General features: G+C 47.6%; 26 protein-coding genes. All 26 read right to left on the bottom strand.

The features are described 5' to 3' along the window. On the bottom strand, positions 1 to 181 hold a 181-nt coding region (locus tag AWV70_RS24780; RefSeq protein ID WP_414714844.1), incomplete at its 3' end, for a rod shape-determining protein. A 365-nt stretch (positions 182 to 546) separates the two neighbouring features. Next, positions 547 to 816 (bottom strand): sporulation transcriptional regulator SpoIIID, encoded by a 270-nt coding sequence (locus AWV70_RS16720; RefSeq protein ID WP_060209534.1) that lies wholly within the window; start codon positions 814 to 816, stop codon positions 547 to 549. Positions 817 to 1,029: 213 nt separating this feature from the next. Further along, positions 1,030 to 1,788: a nuclease-related domain-containing protein gene (locus AWV70_RS16715; protein ID WP_082713673.1), complete on the bottom strand. Its 759-nt coding sequence runs from the start codon at positions 1,786 to 1,788 to the stop codon at positions 1,030 to 1,032. Between the two features lie 18 nt (positions 1,789 to 1,806). Beyond that, the gene (locus AWV70_RS23900; protein ID WP_160327678.1) at positions 1,807 to 1,965 is read right to left on the bottom strand and encodes a hypothetical protein; all 159 of its coding nucleotides are present in this window, start codon (positions 1,963 to 1,965) and stop codon (positions 1,807 to 1,809) included. A 365-nt stretch (positions 1,966 to 2,330) separates the two neighbouring features. Further along, positions 2,331 to 2,984, bottom strand: a complete 654-nt coding sequence (locus tag AWV70_RS16705; protein ID WP_082713672.1) for a M23 family metallopeptidase — start codon at positions 2,982 to 2,984, stop codon at positions 2,331 to 2,333. 10 nt (positions 2,985 to 2,994) lie between these two features. Further along, a complete protein-coding gene (gene spoIID / locus AWV70_RS16700) occupies positions 2,995 to 3,987 on the bottom strand; it encodes a stage II sporulation protein D (RefSeq protein ID WP_235588724.1) in 993 nt (330 codons plus the stop codon). A gap of 85 nt (positions 3,988 to 4,072) precedes the next feature. Then, positions 4,073 to 5,368 (bottom strand): UDP-N-acetylglucosamine 1-carboxyvinyltransferase, encoded by a 1,296-nt coding sequence (gene murA / locus AWV70_RS16695; RefSeq protein ID WP_060209524.1) that lies wholly within the window; start codon positions 5,366 to 5,368, stop codon positions 4,073 to 4,075. Positions 5,369 to 5,788: 420 nt separating this feature from the next. Continuing rightward, positions 5,789 to 6,025: a DUF1146 family protein gene (locus tag AWV70_RS16690; RefSeq protein ID WP_060209522.1), complete on the bottom strand. Its 237-nt coding sequence runs from the start codon at positions 6,023 to 6,025 to the stop codon at positions 5,789 to 5,791. A gap of 235 nt (positions 6,026 to 6,260) precedes the next feature. Then, positions 6,261 to 6,662, bottom strand: coding sequence for a F0F1 ATP synthase subunit epsilon (locus tag AWV70_RS16685; RefSeq protein WP_060209520.1), 402 nt, complete (start codon positions 6,660 to 6,662; stop codon positions 6,261 to 6,263). A 22-nt stretch (positions 6,663 to 6,684) separates the two neighbouring features. After that, positions 6,685 to 8,100 (bottom strand): F0F1 ATP synthase subunit beta, encoded by a 1,416-nt coding sequence (gene atpD, locus AWV70_RS16680; RefSeq protein ID WP_060209518.1) that lies wholly within the window; start codon positions 8,098 to 8,100, stop codon positions 6,685 to 6,687. A 38-nt stretch (positions 8,101 to 8,138) separates the two neighbouring features. Further along, positions 8,139 to 8,996, bottom strand: coding sequence for an ATP synthase F1 subunit gamma (atpG, locus tag AWV70_RS16675; protein WP_060209517.1), 858 nt, complete (start codon positions 8,994 to 8,996; stop codon positions 8,139 to 8,141). Positions 8,997 to 9,164: 168 nt separating this feature from the next. Continuing rightward, on the bottom strand, positions 9,165 to 10,673 hold the full coding sequence (gene atpA / locus AWV70_RS16670) for a F0F1 ATP synthase subunit alpha (protein ID WP_060209515.1): 1,509 nt from the start codon (positions 10,671 to 10,673) through the stop codon (positions 9,165 to 9,167). A 23-nt stretch (positions 10,674 to 10,696) separates the two neighbouring features. Further along, positions 10,697 to 11,236: a F0F1 ATP synthase subunit delta gene (locus AWV70_RS16665; protein ID WP_060209513.1), complete on the bottom strand. Its 540-nt coding sequence runs from the start codon at positions 11,234 to 11,236 to the stop codon at positions 10,697 to 10,699. Then, entirely contained in the window at positions 11,233 to 11,763 is a 531-nt protein-coding gene (atpF, locus tag AWV70_RS16660; protein ID WP_235588723.1) for a F0F1 ATP synthase subunit B, read from the bottom strand. Before atpF ends, AWV70_RS16665 begins: the two co-directional genes overlap by 4 nt. A 191-nt stretch (positions 11,764 to 11,954) precedes the next feature. Next, entirely contained in the window at positions 11,955 to 12,167 is a 213-nt protein-coding gene (atpE, locus tag AWV70_RS16655) for a F0F1 ATP synthase subunit C (RefSeq protein ID WP_060209511.1), read from the bottom strand. Between the two features lie 73 nt (positions 12,168 to 12,240). Further along, positions 12,241 to 12,954 carry a F0F1 ATP synthase subunit A gene (gene atpB / locus AWV70_RS16650; protein ID WP_060209509.1) on the bottom strand — a complete coding sequence of 238 codons (714 nt, stop codon included), beginning with the start codon at positions 12,952 to 12,954 and terminating at the stop codon, positions 12,241 to 12,243. 30 nt (positions 12,955 to 12,984) lie between these two features. Continuing rightward, positions 12,985 to 13,359, bottom strand: a complete 375-nt coding sequence (locus AWV70_RS16645; protein WP_060209507.1) for an ATP synthase subunit I — start codon at positions 13,357 to 13,359, stop codon at positions 12,985 to 12,987. A 543-nt stretch (positions 13,360 to 13,902) separates the two neighbouring features. After that, positions 13,903 to 15,003, bottom strand: coding sequence for a non-hydrolyzing UDP-N-acetylglucosamine 2-epimerase (wecB, locus tag AWV70_RS16640; protein WP_060209547.1), 1,101 nt, complete (start codon positions 15,001 to 15,003; stop codon positions 13,903 to 13,905). A 68-nt stretch (positions 15,004 to 15,071) separates the two neighbouring features. Beyond that, complete coding sequence (upp, locus tag AWV70_RS16635) at positions 15,072 to 15,701, bottom strand: uracil phosphoribosyltransferase (protein ID WP_060209505.1); 630 nt, start codon at positions 15,699 to 15,701, stop codon at positions 15,072 to 15,074. A gap of 432 nt (positions 15,702 to 16,133) precedes the next feature. Then, the gene (gene glyA, locus AWV70_RS16630) at positions 16,134 to 17,387 is read right to left on the bottom strand and encodes a serine hydroxymethyltransferase (RefSeq protein WP_060209503.1); all 1,254 of its coding nucleotides are present in this window, start codon (positions 17,385 to 17,387) and stop codon (positions 16,134 to 16,136) included. A 46-nt stretch (positions 17,388 to 17,433) separates the two neighbouring features. Further along, on the bottom strand, positions 17,434 to 17,997 hold the full coding sequence (locus AWV70_RS16625) for a TIGR01440 family protein (protein ID WP_060209501.1): 564 nt from the start codon (positions 17,995 to 17,997) through the stop codon (positions 17,434 to 17,436). Positions 17,998 to 18,014: 17 nt separating this feature from the next. Continuing rightward, a complete protein-coding gene (gene rpiB / locus AWV70_RS16620) occupies positions 18,015 to 18,452 on the bottom strand; it encodes a ribose 5-phosphate isomerase B (protein WP_060209499.1) in 438 nt (145 codons plus the stop codon). A 299-nt stretch (positions 18,453 to 18,751) separates the two neighbouring features. Beyond that, positions 18,752 to 20,032, bottom strand: coding sequence for a methyl-accepting chemotaxis protein (locus tag AWV70_RS16615; protein ID WP_060209497.1), 1,281 nt, complete (start codon positions 20,030 to 20,032; stop codon positions 18,752 to 18,754). Beyond that, positions 20,029 to 20,475, bottom strand: coding sequence for a low molecular weight protein arginine phosphatase (locus tag AWV70_RS16610; RefSeq protein ID WP_060209495.1), 447 nt, complete (start codon positions 20,473 to 20,475; stop codon positions 20,029 to 20,031). Before AWV70_RS16610 ends, AWV70_RS16615 begins: the two co-directional genes overlap by 4 nt. A 59-nt stretch (positions 20,476 to 20,534) precedes the next feature. Beyond that, complete coding sequence (locus AWV70_RS16605) at positions 20,535 to 21,035, bottom strand: manganese efflux pump MntP family protein (protein ID WP_060209493.1); 501 nt, start codon at positions 21,033 to 21,035, stop codon at positions 20,535 to 20,537. 117 nt (positions 21,036 to 21,152) lie between these two features. Continuing rightward, on the bottom strand, positions 21,153 to 21,257 hold a 105-nt coding region (locus AWV70_RS24775; protein ID WP_235588722.1), incomplete at its 5' end, for a Sua5 family C-terminal domain-containing protein.

The following is a 21,257-nucleotide window of genomic DNA, read 5'->3' as shown; positions in this document are numbered from 1 at the left end:
CAATGATGTTGCCCGGCGTCCTTCCTACCATTTTACTCGCTTCTTCGCCAACCGCCAATACTTTGTTTGTATGTTTGTCGATTGCAACGACTGCCGGCTCGTCTAGAACGATGCCTTTCCCTTTTACGTGAATCAACACATTCGCAGTCCCTAGGTCGATTCCGATATCCTTTGCAAACATCAATCCCGTTTTCCCCTTCCAACTTCAGTTCGATCGTCTATTCTCCTAACTATAGATTGTACCATAATGACTCTTTAAAGAACACAAATATTGACAGGTATTTTGCATTTTTTCATGCAGAAAATCATGGTTTGCAAAACGGTGTCGAATGGAGTTTTTTTACAGACCTTTTTAGGAAGTCTCTTCTTCGGCAACCTTTTTTACCTAGTTCTTTTTCATTCCACTCTAAAAGGCATATGTATATTCATAAAACATTTAGCTCTCAATTATTCGTTTTTTTTCGGCTGTCTGACTGGTTTTTTTGCATGCGAAAAGACAGGGTGTCCGCCTTCCTGCAAGGATGGTAGCGTCCCCGTCTATTCCCGTCACGTGTTGCGGGCTTTCTTATTTTCATTTTTCCATTTCATCCGTGTTGCTTCACCGCCTCTTAAATGTCTGACAGACTTATGATAGGCAAGTATTTTGGCGACTTCTTCAGACAGCTCTACGTCAACATTCGGCAGCCGCTCCGTCAAATCCTTGTGAACCGTGCTTTTCGAATAGCCCGTCGATTTCGCCAGCGCCCGTACGGTAAGTCCAGTGTCCAGCAACATTTTGCCGAGGCGCACGCATCGCCTCCGAATTTGCTCGTGCACGCCCTCTTCCTTTCCTGTCAGCTCCGTTTCTTCCTTTATTCTATGCGGCAACGGCGGCAGTTATGTCTAAGGGTGATGGGAGTGGTCTGGTTATTCTATTTAAGGGTGAGGTTCATGGAATTCCCGCGGTATTCTTTAGCTTCCCCGACCAGAGACGAATCGCGCCAAATGCCTTTGACATTTAAACGCTTTGGTTAAATAAGCGTACCATTGTTAATAGAGACTCTTTTGCCTTCCTTCTATTTGGTTAAAGTGTTCCAAGATAATTGCATATTTAGAAGATCGACCTAGTCCTTGTAGCTCGATAGGTGATCTCGCGAGCAATTTTTTAGCGGTATTGCGATTTTCCAGCTGCGTGAAATAGCGAAACTCCCTGTTTGTAATACTGTTCTTTATTAACATTGACCAGTCTTTCAAAGCACTCTCATGATCATTCTTTCCTGCGTATCCGCAAGGGTGGCAAATCCACTTTTTTTGCATCCATATCATAGGCAAATGATTGCATGTCGGACAAATAACGCCTGGTAATATATGCGCTGGCTGAATATCAAATCTCTTAATTAAAGGAAACGGATTGTATTCTTGGTGGCTATTCGCAATTTTTCTTGCGATTGAGTGGATTTCCGGCTTGTTCAGAATTTCTTTGGTAACCGGCAACGATCTAAAGTGTGCGGCAACTTCGTAGGTAAACATGATGTCCATACTTGGAGTTTCCTCTATGTTTAATTCGTTATTATATGCGAATGCGACAATTCCTTTTATAGGTATTTCTATTTTTCGTTTTTTTAACCAGTTTTCAAAAAGATAGATTTTGCGTTCCAATTCAACAATCGGATTTTTTAAGGGCTGGCGCTTTCCGTCAGGATATTCTTTGATAAATTGAAATGGATTGGAGTTGACTACTATTTTTTCTGCCAGGTTTTTCACTTCTGATATGACAATAAATGCGGGTGTGATCAATACTAAATCCATTTGAAAGAATATATTATCTTAACAAAGTGTGACGTCGTGCAATATCGCATCACCGAAGCCGGCTTGTAGGTTATAAAGCCGTTCTTCAATCTTTAATCTATCTTTATCCCCCTTTCTCAACCGTTTGTCCAGAGCGAGTAGACCGTCAATTTCCAAATTCTTTTTCCGTTGTTTCATTAACACTTCATCACCTCGCATCCATTGTAGCTTGTACTTTCGGAATTTGGAATAGTCTGACGTAACTTGTTGGAAATGTTGACATGGTTATTGCTCAGATGCATGACGCGGTGTACGATTTTCGATTAAATGGACCCGAGATGAAAAAGAATGGACCTTGGAACGCGAGGAATGGACCCTTGCGGAAAAGAATGGACCTTGGAACGATTAGATTGGACCCTCAGGAGCAAAGAATGGACCTTTACTCAAACCCCTCTATTTGCAAAAACCACGTAGCGCGATCAAGCGTGGCAACGTAACTAGAAATTTCCGCGGTTGCGCTCAATAAAAAAAGCCACTCTCGTAACGAAGAGTGGCTGGGTTGATTAGAATCCTAGCATTGAGCGTGGGTTGATTGGGTTGCCGTCTTTGTGCACTTCGAAATGCAGATGTGTGCCGGCTGTGGCATTCCATTCGTTGCTTGTGGCGGTGGCGAGTGATTGGCCTTGGACGACTTCATCGCCTTCTTTGACGAGGATGCCGGTCAAGGAGCCGTAGAGTGTTGTCATTCCGTTGGCGTGTTCGATTGTGACTTCGCCGCCTTGGAATTGATCTAAAACAACTTCTTTCACTGTTCCGCTAAGAGCTGCGACGACTTCAAATGGTTGGCCATCCATTGAGATCGAGATGCCTGTGTTGGTCTTGTACGTTTGATTGAAGACAAGCAGTGCGTTTTCACGTGATTCTTCATCGGCTTCTGTATCATAGTACTCTTGTATAATGGCCACGTTGTCAAGTTGGTCCTCGTTGAAAGGGAATTTGAGTACTTCTGATGAAGCGTTTGTTTCGACGAGCGGTGGAGCATTCGGATCTGTTGCGACATCAGCCGTTTCGTTCGGACCTTTTTGGATGAAGGCATTATAGCCCCAAATCATGCCGACGAAGACGATCGCAATACCTGCATAGATGGAAGGCCAGAACCATCTATTCTTCTGACTCTTATTCTTCTGAGAAGGGGATTTCGGTTTTTCTTCTCGCATTATCATCACCTCACTTGCTATTGTTTGCAAGTGTTGGTGTTTTTAAACATTCAGATTCATCTACTTCAAACTTTTTTATTGCCGTGCCGGAATAATAGTAGGTCAGTATGTTTTCAGCAGTCCATCCTTTCTGGGCGAAGGCTTCAGCGCCGTATTGGCTCATGCCGACCCCATGACCGTATCCCTTTGTCGTAATGATAACGATCTCGTTAGTGACGTCGTAGGCGATATTGAAGTCCGTGGAAGCTAGTCCAAGTGCTTCCCGCATTTCGCGTCCGTTCATTACGAACTCTGTGGAGACGGCTTTTTGTACACGGCCCGTTTGATTGCGGACGAGCTTAAGGCTTTTGAATCGATCTGCTTTCCAATCGGATTCTAGCGCTTCATTCCACTTCATGATCGGCATTTCGATGCGCCGCTCCACCTCTGCAGCGACGACTTCCTCCCCTGGACTTTCGACGCTCTGCAAATACGGAATCGGGTTCCCGCTATAGTTTTGTGCAGTTTCAGTCTTCCCATTTGATGTCGAAAAAAACATCGCGGTAATCATTTCATCACCATACACGATCGTGTCTCCCGCAGTTGTCTCGACTATTTCACGAAGCTTCTTCTCATTTTGCTTGAACTTCTTTCCCCAGCGTTCTTTCCGTTCCGCTGCGGTTTTGTACACTTGGGCGGAGACGGTCGCCTCGATCGGCTTCTTGCCGCCATCCGTGTTCCGCAGTACATAGGTCCGAGCCGCAATCGCTTGTGCCCTTAAGGCTTCGTCGTGGAAGTCTATCGGCATTTCGCCGGCGACGACCCCAATGACATATTCCTCAAGCGGCAAAGGCTTGTCCACTCCTTCCACCGTAATATAGATTGCGCAAGGATCTTCCATTGCAACGTTTTTCTCGGGTTCGACCGGTGTCGTCTTCATAAGGATGGGGATGAAAAATAGTAGTACGATGAATAAAACGGCTAGTAGTTTGTCCATATTCGATTGTATGTTGCAGCCTCCCATTTCATTCAAAAAAACTGCCCCTCGTCGATATGACAAGGAGCAGTGTCTGGTATGGAAGCTTCTGTTAAAAGTATGATAAGTACGATTACACGAGTTGCTTCTCTGTTTTCTTTTCTTCGGTGGAAACGCGTTCGATGTCTGCACCAAGCGCTTTTAATTTCTTATGGAAATCAACATAGCCACGGTCCAAATGATCCAGTTCCGTTACACGTGTGACGCCTTCCGCTACGAGGCCTGCCAAGATAAGAGCAGCTGCTGCGCGCAAGTCCGTCGCCGCAACTTCTGCACCTTGCAAATCGGATGGTCCTGAGATGATGACGGAGCGTCCTTCGATTTTAACGCTCGCGTTCATGCGGCGGAATTCTTCGACGTGCATGAAGCGGTTTTCGAATACCGTTTCTGTGAGCACTCCCGTTCCGGATGCCGTCAGCATCAATGCCATCATTTGTGATTGCATGTCTGTCGGGAATCCGGGGTGCGGCATCGTTTTCAGATCGACCGCTTTCAACGGATGCTTCGCCTGAATGCGTAAGCCTTCGTCCAATTCAGTGATAATGACGCCCATTTCGCCAAGCTTGGAAATTAACGCCGCGTTATGTTCAGGTACGGCGTTTTCAATTGTAACGTCACCGCCCGTGATTGCCGCAGCAACCATGAATGTGCCTGCTTCAATGCGGTCCGGGATAATATGGTGGATCGTCCCGTGCAGCTTCTCAACGCCTTCGATCCGGATTGCATCCGTACCCGCGCCGATCACTCTTCCGCCCATTTCATTAATGAAGTTTGCTAAATCGACAATTTCCGGCTCTTTCGCCGCGTTTTCGATAATTGTCGTCCCTTTTGCCAATGCTGCAGCTGTCATGATATTTTCCGTTGCACCGACGCTTGGGAAGTCCAAATAGATCTTCGCGCCTTTTAGACCGTTCTCCGCTTTCGCTTCGACATGTCCATGTCCAAATGTAATCTCAGCGCCCATCGCTTCGAATCCTTTCAGATGCTGATCAATCGGCCTCGAGCCGATCGCACATCCTCCAGGTAAAGCTACGCGTGCAAAACCGTTGCGCGCGAGCAATGGCCCCATAACCAAAATTGACGCACGCATTTTTCGTACATATTCAAAATGTGCTTCGCTTGCAAGCTGTTCAGTCGAATCAATAATCACTTGACCGCTTCCGGAATCGTAGTCGACCTTCGCGTTCAGGCTCTTGACTACTTCGTTGATCGTGGAGACGTCCGACAGATTAGGCACATCGCGTATGATGTTGGGACCGTCCGACGCAAGCAATGCAGCAGCCAAGATTGGCAACACCGCATTTTTAGCGCCTTCTACACGCACGTTGCCGTGAAGAACGCGTCCACCGTTAATAATTATTTTGTCCACAAAAAGCCCCTCCGACTCAAAAATTTATACTGTTTGCCATAATATTTCTGTTTGCCATAATATTTTCTTTACTTTTGATTTTTTTCGTCATAAATTAAACATAAAAACACATACTATTCTACAATGCTCTACATTATTAAACAAGTAACCACAGAGCTATTTTCCCGTCTATCTCCAAGATAGTCTATAATATGTACCCATTTGTCGATTTGTGTACTTTCCTAGGTAGGCATTTGTCGTTCGTCACTTGTTTAATTCCCAAAAGTTATCGGAAAGTAAACATTTTTCATTTCATGCCATCGCCCCATTCACATCCGTATGTAAACGCGGCGATGACATGGATCCAGTGGCACGTGAGCCGTTATGACTGAGCCGATAGCCTAATGACTATGTACCCGATTTTCATTCGACCAAACAATGTCAATTGAACATTGTGGGAATCCTTCCTGACCAATAGGATATGTCCAAAAAGAAATTTGATACGGTCGAACCGATTGCAAAACTCAATAAAATAAAGAGCAATTGCGCTTGAAAAACGTGGTGCTTTTTGATGATTTTTTCCGGCATGATCGATTGCAGTGCATAAAATGACAGGCCGATGAAGAAAATATGCGAGATGATGGCAAGCATCGGGTTATGTGCAAAAACGTCATTCATAGTCCTGCCTCCTTTTTATAGCTGGTTAGGAGTTCTCGTTATTACGCTCATGGTTCTCTTTACTCCTTGCAGAGTTCTCATTACACAATGAAGTGTCCTCGTTCTTGCGCTTTACATTCTCATTAATCCGCAAAGTACTCTGTTCATGGTAGAACCTAAATAAGCGCAATTTTCCATTTAATAAAAAACGCGGGCAGAAGAAAGACTCCCTCTGCCCGCCAACCAGTCAAAGCTATTATTTCGATTCGTAAACGTTGATTCGGTTGATGGCCCGTTTGAGGTCGAGTTCCACCAATTGAGCATCAAGTTTGTCAGTTTTTGCTTGTAGTTCTTGTTCCGCACGTTTCGCTGCGCGTTTGGCGCGGTCGATGTCGATTTCGGAAGCAAGCTCTGCATGTTGCGCTAAAACGGTGACAACATCCGGACGAACTTCGATGAACCCGCCATGGACGGCGACATTTTCAGTCGAGTTTCCTTTTTTCAGGCGAAGGGCACCGATTTCGAGTGGTGCAACCATTGCGATATGGCCGGGAAGGATCCCGATTTCACCAGTTTCCGTGGCGGCGATCACCATATCCGCTTCAGTTTCACTAACAGGTCCGTCGGGAGTGACGATATTGACTTTAATTGTCTTCATTTGTTTCCCTCCTGATCCTGTATTAGACCTCTACGCCCATGCTTTTCGCTTTTTCGATAACTTCTTCGATGCGGCCGACGAGACGGAATGCATCTTCCGGAAGATGGTCATAACGGCCATCCAATATTTCCTTGAAGCCTTGAACAGTTTCAGCAACCGGCACGTAAGAACCTGGCTGCCCTGTAAATTGCTCAGCAACGTGGAAGTTTTGTGATAGGAAGAATTGGATGCGGCGTGCGCGTCCTACAACTAGTTTGTCGTCTTCGCTAAGCTCATCCATACCGAGGATCGCGATGATATCTTGAAGCTCACGGTAACGTTGCAATGTCGTTTGTACTTGACGTGCCACTTCGTAATGCTCTTCGCCGACGATTTCAGGGCTAAGTGCGCGTGAAGTGGAAGCAAGCGGGTCAACCGCAGGGTAAATACCCATTTCAGAAAGTTTACGCTCAAGGTTCGTCGTTGCGTCCAAGTGAGCGAAAGTCGTAGCCGGAGCCGGGTCCGTATAGTCATCGGCCGGTACGTAGATCGCTTGGATCGATGTAACAGAACCTACGTTAGTAGAAGTGATACGCTCTTGAAGCTGACCCATCTCAGTTGCAAGCGTCGGTTGGTAACCAACGGCAGATGGCATACGGCCAAGAAGTGCGGATACTTCAGAACCTGCTTGAGTGAAGCGGAAAATATTGTCAATGAACAATAGAACGTCCGCGCCTTGTTCGTCACGGAAATATTCAGCCATTGTCAAACCAGTCAAAGCAACACGCATACGTGCGCCAGGAGGCTCGTTCATTTGTCCGAATACCATCGCCGTTTTGTTGATAACGCCGGAATCCGTCATTTCATAGAACAAGTCGTTTCCTTCACGCGTACGCTCACCAACACCGGCGAATACGGAAATACCACCGTGTTCTTGTGCGATGTTGTTGATCAATTCCTGGATCAAAACGGTCTTACCTACACCGGCACCACCGAAGAGGCCGATTTTACCACCTTTGATGTATGGTGCAAGCAAGTCGACAACTTTAATACCTGTTTCAAGGATTTCAACTTTCGTTGAAAGGTTTTCGAATTTTGGAGCCAGACGGTGAATCGGGTCGCGGCGTTCTGCTACCGGAACTTCCTCTCCAAGGTCGATGATTTCTCCAAGTACGTTGAATACACGTCCAAGTGTCACATCGCCGACTGGAACCGAAATCGCTGCGCCAGTATCTGTAACTGTAGCGCCACGTTGAAGGCCATCCGTGGATGACATTGCAATCGTGCGCACCGAGTCGTCCCCAAGGTGGAGTGCGACTTCAAGTGTCAACGTTTCTGCTTCCGCGTTCGGACGTTGGATTTGGACCTTCAAAGCATTATAGATTTCTGGAAGTTGACCGTTTTCGAATTTAACGTCAACGACTGGACCCATAACTTGAAGTATTTGTCCGTTACTCATGCTTTTCCCTCCTGTCTTACTTTTCCCGTTCAAAATGCTTATTCGAGTGCGGCAACTCCGCCGACGATTTCAGTGATTTCTTGCGTAATTGCTGCTTGGCGTGCACGGTTGAATTGAAGACTCAGTGAATCGATCAACTCTCCTGCATTATCTGTAGCAGTCTTCATCGCTGTCATACTGGAAGCATGTTCGCTCGCTTTTCCATCAAGCACTGCTCCGTAGATGAGGCTTTCCGCGTATTGCGGAAGAAGCGTTTCAAGAATCGCTTCCGCGGAAGGCTCAAACTCATACGATACAAGCGCTGACGCTGATGAAAGGTCCGTGAGCGGAAGCAATTTCTTTTCCGTCACTTCACTGGAGATGGCGGAGATGTAGTGACTGTAATACAAGTACACTTCATCGAATTCGCCTTCTGTGAACATGCCAACAGCTCGATTCGCGATTGTTTTTATTTCCTCGAAAGAAGGGTGGTCCGATACGCCGACGAGGCTTTCAACGACGTTATACCCGAGACGGTTGAAGAACTCCAGGCCTTTGCGTCCGATTGCGACGATTTTCACGTCATCCTTCGATGCATGGCGCTGCTCGATCGAGCGTCTGGCCGCACGGAAAATGTTCGCGTTGTAGCCCCCTACGAGACCGCGGTCCGAAGATACGATGATATATGCGGTCTTCTTCACTGGACGGCTTACGAGCATCGGATGTCCGGAGTCGCTCGTCGCGCTTGCAATGGCGCCGACCACTTCCTGAATCTTTTCCATGTAAGGGACGAACGCTTTCGCATTCAACTCCGCACGGTTCAATTTGGAAGCCGACACCATCTGCATCGCTTTCGTAATCTGACTCGTCTTCTTTGTCGATTTAATACGGTTTTCAATATCGCGTAATGATACCACTGGCAATTCACCACCTTATTGTTTAGTTAGATCAAAATCCAATCCAATCAATTACGCCTCGGCGTAATTGCGTCCAGATTTTTTCGAGCTTGCTCGAAAACTTCCTCTAAAAATCTGTGACATCCGCCGGAGGCTTAACTTAATTCAGCAAGGTTTTGCTGAATTAAGTTATTCGGACGGTACGAAGTTCTTCTTGAATGCGTTGATCGCATCTTTCATCACTTCATCAGACGGAAGGTCTTTTGTCGTACGGATATGATCAAACACTTCAGTGTGGTTTGACTCAAGCCAGCTTGTAATCTCAGCTTCGAAACGAAGGATATCTTGTACAGCGACGTCGTCTAGAAGTCCGCGTGTCAATGCATAAAGGATGACTACTTGGTATTCGACTTTCAACGGCTTGTTCAAGTCTTGTTTCAGAACTTCAACTGTGCGCGCTCCGCGGTCAAGTTTCGCTTTTGTTGCAGCGTCAAGGTCGGAGCCGAATTGCGCGAACGCTTCAAGCTCACGGTATGCTGCAAGGTCAAGACGGAGTGTACCCGCAACCTTTTTCATCGCCTTAATTTGCGCGGAACCACCAACACGGGATACGGAAAGACCGGCGTTGATCGCTGGACGTACTCCCGAGAAGAATAGATCCGATTGCAAGAAGATCTGTCCATCCGTGATGGAAATAACGTTCGTTGGAATGTAAGCGGAGATGTCCCCAGCTTGTGTTTCAACGAATGGAAGGGCAGTAATTGAACCTGCGCCCAATGTATCGTTCAACTTCGCAGCACGCTCGAGTAGACGGGAGTGCAAGTAGAAAACGTCACCAGGGTAAGCTTCACGGCCTGGAGGACGGCGAAGTAGCAAGGAAAGTTCACGGTAAGCAGCCGCTTGTTTTGAAAGATCATCATAGACAACAAGGACGTGCTTGCCTTGGAACATGAATTCTTCACCCATTGTTACTCCTGTATATGGTGCAAGGTATAGAAGAGGTGCCGGTTGTGAAGCAGACGCCGTTACAACGATTGTGTAGTCAAGCGCGCCGTTTTTACGAAGTGTTTCAACAACCCCACGCACTGTAGATTCTTTTTGTCCGATTGCTACATAGATACAGATCATATCTTGGTCAGCTTGGTTAAGAATTGTATCGATTGCGACAGTCGTTTTACCTGTTTGGCGGTCACCGATGATCAATTCACGCTGTCCACGGCCGATCGGTACAAGTGCATCGATCGCCTTGATGCCTGTTTGTAGTGGCTCATGAACGGATTTACGTGCCATGACGCCTTGTGCAGGACTTTCGATTGGACGAGTTTTTGTCGTTGCGATTGGACCCAATCCATCTACCGGCAAGCCAAGCGGATTCACAACGCGTCCAATCAATTCCTCACCGACAGGAACTTCCATAATACGGCCAGTCCGACGTACTTCATCGCCTTCTTTAATGTCTGTGTATGGTCCTAGGATAACGATACCAACGTTGTTCGCTTCCAAGTTTTGCGCCATACCCATGACACCTGTAGAGAACTCAAGAAGCTCTCCGGCCATGACGTTGTCGAGGCCATGAGCAAGAGCGATACCGTCACCGATTTTGATAACCGTACCGACTTCGCTTACTTCCATCTCAGACTGATAGTTTTCAATCTGCTGCTTTATCAGCGTGCTGATTTCTTCAGCTTTGATGCTCATGTATGTCACCCCTCAATTTCAAATTAGGATCCAATCAATTTACGTTGCAACTTGTCGAGCTTCGCGCTCAAGCTGCTGTCGTAAATCTGATTGCCGATTTGAAGGCGAACGCCCCCAATTAGGCTAGGATCGATGATATTTTCAATGCGTAAAGAATGTTTGCCGACCTTTTGTGCAAAAGTTGCCGAAAGAGCATTCGTCTCTTGCTCCGTCAATGGACGCGTCGAGTACACTTTCGCTTCCGCGATTCCCGCAGCATCATCCGCAAGTCCGAGAAACTCATCAAAAACATTTTGCGCTTCATCCATGCGCTTCGCATCAAGCAATACATATAACGCATTCAATACGAGCGGATTCACACCTTTGAAAATGTTTGCAATTATTTCCTTCTTCTTCGCTGATGATAACTTCGGAGAAGCCATTAGTTCACCAATGTCTTTATTGTCATGGAACGCCTTCTTCAATTCTTTCATTTCTTCCTGAATTGAACCGGTTTGTCCATGTTGTTGAGCTAGTTCGAATAGTGCTGTTGCATAGCGTTTTGCTACGACCGAGTTACTCATCGGCTTTCGCCTGCCTTCACAATCGTTTCTTCAATCAAAGCACGGTTGTCTTCCTCGGAGATTTCCTTCCCAAGTACTTTAGATGCCGCCAAGATTGAAAGCGAAACGAATTCTTCGCGGACAGCTGCAACTGCTTTTTCTTTCTCTGTCGCGATTTCAAGTGTAGCGGCTTCTTTCATCCGGTTCACTTCTGCACGCGCTGCTGTCATCAGCTCTTCACGTTGTGTTTCACCTTGCTTACGTGCATTTTCAACAATCGATTGTGCACTGTCACGCGCCTCTTTCAAAAGAGCACGTTGTTCTTCCAAAAGCTTTTGAGATTCCAAGCGGCTGTTTTCAGCTGCTTCAATTTCATTTGCAATCAATTCTGCACGTTGATCCATTATGCCCATAAGTGGGCCCCATGCGAACTTTTTGAGTAGAACCATGAGGATCGTGAAGAATAGTACTGTGACGATGATGTCGCCTAGATTCAAGCCATTTGGATTATTCAATGATGACAAAAATCCTCCGCCGCTTGCGGACAATAGGATGAAGGTGTTTCCTAACACGATTGTTTCACTCCCTTCAAGAGCTCATGTCAATTTTCGATATTGTATAGAAAGAACGTCATTCTTAATTTTCAACTTCAAATTACGATTTCAAACGTCAGTTGTTACATAAATGAATGGCGAAGGGCAGTATGCCGCGTTCTTCGCCATTTAAAACTGTGTATCGATTATTTGTTCATAACGATGAACGCGATAACTGTCGCGATGATCGGAAGGGCCTCAACTAACGCTACCCCGATGAACATTGTTGTTTGAAGCATACCGCGTGCTTCTGGTTGACGAGCGATACCTTCTACTGTTTTAGAAACGATCAAACCGTTACCGATACCTGCTCCAAGTGCACCTAAACCTACTGCAAGTGCTGCTGCTAAAAGACCCATAGTGTATTTTCCTCCTAAAATTTCTTGTTTTTTTATTGTTTGTTTACTAACCCTATTAAGGGGCAATATATGTTTAATGATCTGTTTGGACTTTATGCGCCATGTAGACCATCGTTAACATAACGAAGATGAATGCTTGGATTGCTCCGATGAAGACTGAGAAACCTAGCCAAGCAAGTGACGGGATGACTGCTCCGATAAGACCGAATGCACTTCCAGCCCCGAGTGTCGCAAGAAGTCCGATTAGGATCTCTCCCGCAAAGATGTTACCGTAAAGACGCAGACCGAGTGTCAATGTGTTTGCAAATTCTTCGATGATTTTAAGCGGTGCTAGGAATGGCATCGGTTGAAGGTACGTTTTGAAGTAACCTTTCGTTCCGAGTTGTTTTACGCCATAGTAATGGGTTAAGATAACAACCATTGCAGCGAGTGTCAATGTGATGACGGGATCCGCTGTCGGTGATTTCCACCAAAGCTCACCTTTCCATTGGATTGAAAACGGAAGACCGAGCATGTTTGCAACGAAAACGAACATGATCAAGGTGATTCCGAGTACGTGGAATCGTCCGCCTGTTTTCCAGTCCATATTGTTCTTAATGATCCCTTTGACGAAATCCATGACCCATTCCATGAAGTTCTGCATGCCTGTCGGTTTAATTTGCAAATTGCGCGTCGAAAGGACGGCAATGATGAATACGACTAGACATGTGACAAAGAGCATGAGTATGTTTGACGGGTTAAAGTTTAATCCGAGTATAACTATATTATCCGGATTTCCATGGTTCACGTTTCGTTCACCTCCCTTATGCGTGTCAGTTTAGAAATGCTTGACGTGGACTACGATTCTGTCTACCAGCAATAGAACGTATGGAATCATCAGTCCAACCACTGTACCGATCAGATCGAATTTCTCCGGCATCGACAGCGCAATGGCTGCCGCAGCCACACCGGATCCGAATCGCAATGCGGTCCCTCCGATTGACTTTGTTGCTTTCCCCTCCGAAATGTTCTGATCAAATCTTTCCATTCTACGGACAAGAATCCAAAAATTATACAGTCCGAACAAGGAACCTAAGATCATTCCCGCGAAAAACGGTCTGAAGTCGCTAAAAGCCCATCCAATGACAAACAATGCGAGCAAAAAAAAGAGCGCTTTCTTCTGCCTATTATAAATGTGTCGCAATGTATGCATGATGGGTGATTCTCCTGATTCGTATTTTCCGGGTCTGGCGATTTCGAAAAGAGGCGGGTGTACAATGGGCGTGCCAAACGGTTTTAGCCGTTTCCCTTATTAGGGCTTGTACCGATAGAGACTCCGAAAAATGTCGGAACCTAGTATAGTATGTGAATCGCCGCAAGCAACTGACCACCAGGAGGCGTTGCCATCGAGCACGCTCATGGGGCTTCGTGGAACGACGTCCAGTAAAGGATGATAGAATCGCCATGAAGCTTATCGCTTAGGCGTTTATCATATGTATGAATCCCTATCATTCTTACCCTTTGTTAGCATACAATAGGGGCATTTTGATGTCAATTGATTCCCGTGAAATTCTTCACAAAGTCTTCATGTTGTCAAATAATAGACATATTTGCACAGACTAATATTTCACAATAATCAAATGAGGGATTTCCCTCAGTTAGAACCGATGGAAAAACCCCTCACTGGCGTGCATTTACGTGTTTTTTTGTTAAATGTGCATACGTTGTGCAAAATGCACAAACGCTTCACTTCATGTTAGTCTACCATGGAAAGATATTCCTTCAATGCGTTGACAATTCTTTCGGAGGCATGGCCATCTCCGTATGGATTGGACGCCTTTGCCATTGTGCTATATTCCGCTTCATCAGATAGAAGCGTGTCTGCCAGATTGAAGATCGTATCTTCATCCGTTCCGGCAAGCTTCAATGTACCTGCTTCGATGCCTTCCGGACGTTCCGTCGTGTCGCGGAGGACGATGACCGGTTTGCCGAGCGACGGCGCTTCTTCCTGAATGCCTCCCGAGTCGGTCAGAATGATATGCGAACGCGCCGCAAAGTTGTGGAAATCGACGACTTCGAGCGGTTCAATCAGATGGACCCGCTTGTTCGAGCCAAGGATTTCATCAGCCACTTCACGCACAGCCGGATTCATATGGACCGGATAGATGACTTGCGTGTCCGGATGCTTTTCGAGGATCCGATTGATGGCCCGGAACATATTGCGCATCGGTTCACCCAAGTTTTCGCGGCGATGCGCGGTGAGAAGGATGAGCCGGTCGTCGCCGATTCGGTCGAGGATCGGATGATGATAATCATCCCGCACCGTCGTCTGTAGCGCGTCAATCGCCGTGTTCCCCGTAATGTAGATCCGGTCTTCCTGTTTTCCTTCATTCAATAGGTTTTGCGCGGACTTTTCGGTCGGCGAGAAATGAAGGTCGGCAAGGATGCCCGTCAGCTGACGGTTCATTTCCTCCGGGTATGGGGAGAATTTATCCCATGTGCGGAGTCCCGCCTCGACGTGGCCGACCGCGATTTTATTGTAAAACGCGGCAAGGCTGCCGATGAATGTCGTCGATGTATCGCCATGGACGAGCACGATATCAGGCTGCGCTTCCCTCATGATCTTGTCAAGCCCTTCCAATCCGCGGGTCGCGACATCGATGAGCGTCTGCCGATCTTTCATGATGTTCAAATCATATGTTGGTGTGATGTTGAATGCATGCAAAACTTGGTCGAGCATTTGACGATGCTGTGCAGTCACCGTGACGATCGATTCGATCTCCTCGGGATGCTTTTGCAGTTCGAGTACGAGCGGCGCCATTTTAATCGCTTCCGGCCGCGTACCGAAAATCGTCATCACTTTCCATTTCCGTTTCAATCCATTCACGCCTTCCCCATTATTTCGTTCTTAGTTTAATCGCGTACTTATTTTGTACCGAATAGGCGGTCCCCTGCGTCGCCGAGGCCTGGAACGATATATCCATGTTCGTTCAATTTTTCATCCAATGCAGCGATGTACACATCGATATCAGGATGTGCTTCCGTAAACACCTTTACGCCTTCAGGAGCTGCAATCAAACACATGAAGCGGATGTTTTTCGCTCCCCGTTTTTTCAATGAATTCACTGCCTCCACCGCTGTGCCGCCTGTTGCCAGCATCGGGTCGACAAGAATGAATTCACGCTCCGATACGTCGGAAGGAAGTTTTACGAAATACTCATGCGGCTGCAGTGTTTCCGGGTCGCGGAATAAGCCGATATGTCCGACTTTCGCTGCAGGAATCAAGTTCAAGATGCCATCGACCATGCCGATGCCTGCGCGCAGAATCGGTACGATCCCGATTTTCTTGCCTGCCAACACATTGGATTTTGCGGTCTGGACCGGTGTTTCCACTTCCACTTCCGTTAACGGAAGGTCGCGGGTAATTTCATACGCCATCAATGTCGCCACTTCGTCGACGAGCTCGCGGAATTCCTTCGTTCCCGTGTTCACGTCGCGGATATGTGTCAATTTATGCTGGATAAGCGGATGATCGAATACATGTACTTTTGCCATTGCTAATCGCTCCTTTTCGGAATGTCCTGTACATTATAACAGAAACATGTCGATTTCTACATTGGGAATACGGATAATGTCGGTTATGCGTGGATTTTGTGATTTATGCGGATTTGCAGAGGTTTATGCGTGGGAATTCTGATTTATGCGTGATTGGAAGCGGTTTTGCGTGGGTATTGCGATTTATACGTGATTGGCGGCGGTTTTGCGTGGGTTTTGCGATTTATGCGTGATTGAAATGATTTGGAAGGGGTCGCGGTGAGCTTTAGATGACAGGAAAACTTTTCGTTGCGCTAAATACTTTTGACAAACTACATGCACTTCGGCTAAGGCAGATTGTTGAGCGCGCGGGCAGGATTCTTGAGCGCGAGAGCTGGTTTAGAATTGAAAATCCCCGCTCTCGCACAGAGAGCGGGGATACCAATTTATGAGTTACGCATACAACGGGAAACGGTCTGTCAATGCTTTGACGCGCTCTGCAGCTTCCGCTTTCGACGATTCGTCTTCGTGGTTTTTCAAGAGGTTTGCAATGATGGAGCCGATCTCCTTCATCTCTTCCTCTTTGAAGCCGCGTGTTGTGACGGCCGGTGTTCCGATACGGATGCCGGATGTGACGAATGGGCTTTCCGTGTCGAATGGAATTGTGTTCTTGTTCACAGTGATGCCGACTTCGTCGAGGACGTGTTCAGCGATCTTGCCTGTGATGCCGAGTGATTTCAAGTTGATGAGCAGCAAGTGGTTGTCTGTTCCGCCTGAAACGATGTCGACACCTTCAGTCATCAAGGATTCCGCAAGTGCAACAGCATTTTTCTTCACTTGCTGGATATGCGATTTAAACTCAGGCTTTTGAGCTTCGCCGAATGCAACCGCTTTTGCAGCGATGACGTGCATGAGCGGACCGCCTTGGATGCCAGGAAAGATCGTCTTGTCGATCTTGCGTCCGAATTCTTCAGCGAACTCTTCGTTCACGAGGATCAAGCCGCCACGCGGTCCGCGCAATGTCTTATGCGTCGTTGATGTGACGAAGTGCGCATGCGGTACCGGATTCGGATGCTCGCCTACTGCTACGAGGCCTGCGATATGCGCCATGTCAACCATCAAGTACGCGCCGACTGCATCGGCGATTTCACGGAATTTCGCGAAGTCGATTTCGCGTGGATATGCGCTTGCTCCGGCAACGATCAATTTCGGCTTGTGCTCAATCGCTTTTTGACGGACGTCTTCGTAATCGATACGCTCGTCCTCTTTGCTGACGCCGTACTCGACGAAATTGTACAGCTTGCCCGAGAAGTTCACCGGGCTGCCGTGCGTCAAGTGTCCGCCGTGGGAAAGGTTCATGCCGAGGACAGTGTCGCCCGGTTCAAGGATTGTGAAATAGACTGCCATATTCGCTTGCGCACCGGAATGGGCTTGCACGTTTGCGTAAGCTGCGCCGAAGATTTCTTTCAGACGGTCGCGCGCGATGTTTTCAACGACATCGACGTGTTCGCATCCGCCGTAATAGCGCTTGCCCGGATAGCCTTCCGCGTATTTGTTTGTTAAATAAGAGCCTTGTGCTTCCATGACCGCTTCTGTCACGAAGTTTTCGGATGCGATCAATTCGATGTTGGCGTTCTGACGATTCTTTTCCGCCATGATTGCTTCGTAAACAGCTGTATCTTCACGTTTCACATTGCTTAAATCCATGATTCCATTTCCCCTTTTCTGAAATTATGTCTTTGTAGAATGAAAATCAGTCTTCCATCTGTCGTTGATAAATCGCCCGCTCGCCGCCGATCAATTTCGGCCGGGTTGTCGCAACGGTTACGATTGCATCCCCGATTTTATTGATGGACGTGCGCAGTGGGACAGCGACCGGCTTCAGATGCATACCGATCAGCGTCTGGCCGATGTCGATTCCCGCATGCGCGCGGATGGATTCGACGACGACAGCGTCTTGCAAATGCTCAAACGCGTATGTGGACATCGATCCGCCGGCATGTACCGCCGGAATGACGGATACGGTGTCTAGACCCGCTTTATCCGCGGCTTTGCGTTCGATCGTCAAGGCGCGGTTAATGTGTTCGCAGCCTTGGAATGCCAACTGTAGATTATGTTTTTTCGCGAACGCTTGCAAAGGACCGAACAAGACTTCCGCAACTTCAAGTGCGCCGCCCGTTCCGATCCGTTTGCCAGCGATTTCGGAAGTCGAGCAGCCGACGACGAAGAATGTCCCCGGCGTGAATGTTGTCTGCTCCGCCATTTCCGATAGCAGCTGTTCAAGCTGAAGCTTCCATAAATTCAGTACATCATCCATTGTCTTGCTCACCTCACTTAATTTTCGAGCTCTGACAATTTGGCGACGCGGCGCTCATGGCGGCCGCCTTCAAATGAAGTGTCGAGCCATGCTGTCGCCACTTCCCGTGCCAAGCCAGGTCCGATGACTCGCTCTCCCATGGCAAGGATATTCGAATCGTTATGCCCTCTCGTCGCCTTCGCGCTGAAAACGTCGTGGACGAGTGCACAACGGATCCCTTTCACTTTATTCGCAGCGATCGACATACCGATCCCTGTTCCGCAAATGAGGATGCCCCTGTCGAACTTGCCGCTTGCGACGCCGGTCGCTACAGGTTTGGCGTAATCCGGATAATCGACCGATTCATCGGAGTCCGGACCGAAGTCTTCATACTCCAATCCGAGTTCCGATAACAAGTCCATGATTTCATGGCGCAGACGGTTGCCGCCATGATCCGAAGAGATTGCGATTTTCATTGCGTCCCCTCTTTTCTTAATTTACTCACAAGTCATTTTACCATTGTTCCATAAAAAAACACAGCCCCGCATGACTATTTCGGGCTGTGAAATGAATTATGAAGGGCTTCTATTGGCCAAAAGCATTTGACGCGTTATGGGGCGACCAATTTATGGATTGATCCGCGTTTTGGATAGCCGCCTGATAGGTCAAAGGTCACAAAATGACAATAACTCTTGGGAAATGATCGATATATGTCGGAAATAATCGATATCCCGCCGCAAATGAACGATATCCGCCGGGAAATAATCGATAACGTTTAGGAACGATCAAACTGGCTGATGACTTTATACAGATTTTCTGATTGCTTCTTCAACTGGCTTGCCATCAGATCTGTCTGCTCGATCGATTTCACTTGCTCTTCGGTTGCGGCACGAACTTCTTCAGCGCCTGCAGATGTTTCTTCCGCGATTGCCGCGACTTCCTGCGATTGCATGGCGGTCGTTTCGATATTCGATAACTGGTGTTCCACGAGCTCCGAAATTTTGACGACGGAATCGGCCATGCCGTTCACTTTTTCCGCCATCGCTTCGACGTTTCCGCTCGTTGCATCGGCGCGGTTCGCTTCGTTTGCAGCTGTGCTCACTTGCTTTTCCATTTCCTTCACGACTTTCGATACGTCGGACTGGATCATTTTCACGAGTTCGTCGATGCTATATACTGCTTTCGCACTTTCATCCGCGAGTACACGGACTTCCTCTGCGACGACTGCAAATCCTTTTCCATGCTCGCCTGCACGCGCTGCCTCAATGGACGCATTCAACGCAAGGAGATTCGTCTGGCCGGCGATGCTGCCGACGAGTTGGACGATTTCGCCGATCTTCTGTGCATTTTGGTCGAGTTCACGGATTGTGCCAAGCGACTGCTCACTTTGATTGGACATGTCACGGATCCCTTTGACGAGCGTCCGGAACACGTCTGTCGTGCGCTCAAGTTCCGCAAGCATCTCTTTCGATTGTTCGGACGAATCTTCCGCACGGCTGCTCACTTCTGCGGCAAGCATCCGCACATCCTCGATCGCCTCGGCTGTTTCCTGGATTGCGACTGCTGAAGCTTCCGCACCCGAAGAAATTTCCATGATCGTCGAAGCGACCGCGTCCGCCTGTGATGCCGCACTGCTTGTCTCACCCGATAATCGGTCGACCGTTTGCGCCGTCTTCTCGAAGTTCGTCTCGATTTCCGCGACGATCGTCCGCAAATTAACGACGAGCTGCTGGAACGCTTCTGCAACGGAGCGGATTTCATCAGACGACTTCGGCAGCTCGATGTCCGTGCCGATTTTCCCGTCTGCCACTTCGATCGCAGCTTTCTCCAAATTTTGTAGCGGCTTCGTCAAAATCGTGCTGAATAATGCCGCCAAAATACCTGACCAAATGATTCCTAATGCATATGTACTGATCTCAAATACAAACGGTTGGATATTCGGAAAGAACTCCGGCCGGATATAGTTGATGAACAAAGCGCTCGTCGAATACGTGACAATCGCAAGCACCGTAACGAATAAAACCAATTTTTTACGCAAACCAAATTTCTTCTTCATGCCCCATCCTCCGTCAGCTTCATCTTCAATCGATCGATCAATGTGCCCAGTTCGTCAAATGTTGTACGGTAGGTAGCAAGGCTGCCTCCGTACGGATCATGCACATCTCCGAATTCTCCGGACGTTGCGTACTCTTTCAGTGTAAATGTCTTCGCTTCAACTTCCGGGAATGAATGCAACAGAACCGCCTTATGCGACATCGTCATCGTCAACACGAGATCCGCCCATTCCAGCTCCTCCACTGTAATCGCATTGGACACCGGCGTATATGGCAAACCCGCCTCTTCGATAAGCGTCTTGGCGTTCGTTGAAATCGGCAAACCATCAACCGCACTCACTCCAGCTGACCGGACTGCAACGCCCGCTATCGCCTTTGAACGGAGAATCGCCTCCGCCATTGGACTCCTGCATGTATTCCCTGTGCAAATAAAATAAATATTCATTCATGATCACCTACCTTTAGAATACCTGATAGCCGTGAAGAAAGAAATAGATAAATTCATCAAAAACATGACAATATCCCCATGATCAATAAAGCCGAGCCGGCAATAATGCGGAGCAGCCTACCGTTCTTGATGCTCAAAAATCTTCCGAAATAAAGAGCGAGGCAAGAAAATAGGAATGAAAGGAATCCCGTGGCGAAGATGAACAACATTTTATTCAACTGGAGCATGCCGAAAGAAACACTTACGGAAAAGGTATCCAAACTGACGGCGAGCGCAATGATTGCCGGATGGAGATGCCGTTTCAGCAGGTTGTTATCATCGTCGTGCAGCAGCATGTGTATTCCGATCAACGCAAGCAGGACACCCGACAGCAGATGGCTCCATACCGAAAAAAGCTCGGCGGACCAATCCCCCATGACGAAACCTACGAAAGGCAGCACCATGTTCAGAAATGCAACCCATAGCGCGAGAACGAGTCTTCCCTTCCGCAATTGGAGCAACGATAATACAACGACGACATCGATTGTCGTGACGCTTGCAGCGAATATTTCCAACAATGAATTGACCTCCCAACTTCCGCATCCATCCATCTTATGCGCATGTTTAGGAGGTCATTCATATCCGATTTGCTGTTGTATAGTGAGGCTTACCTTGGAAAATGATTCGCTATCGACTTATCCATCGAACCGTTTTCCGTCTGCCGCTTTCAATAGTCGATTCATGACAGCCGCCCCGACTCCTTCAGAATCGGTCGCAGCGGCGAGGATGAGATCGGCTTC

This window comes from Sporosarcina koreensis (assembly GCF_001531445.1).
GTDB lineage: Bacteria > Bacillota > Bacilli > Bacillales_A > Planococcaceae > Sporosarcina > Sporosarcina koreensis_C.
The sequence above is the reverse complement of the archived record's forward strand: the minus strand, read 5'-3'. Positions and strand labels throughout refer to the sequence as shown.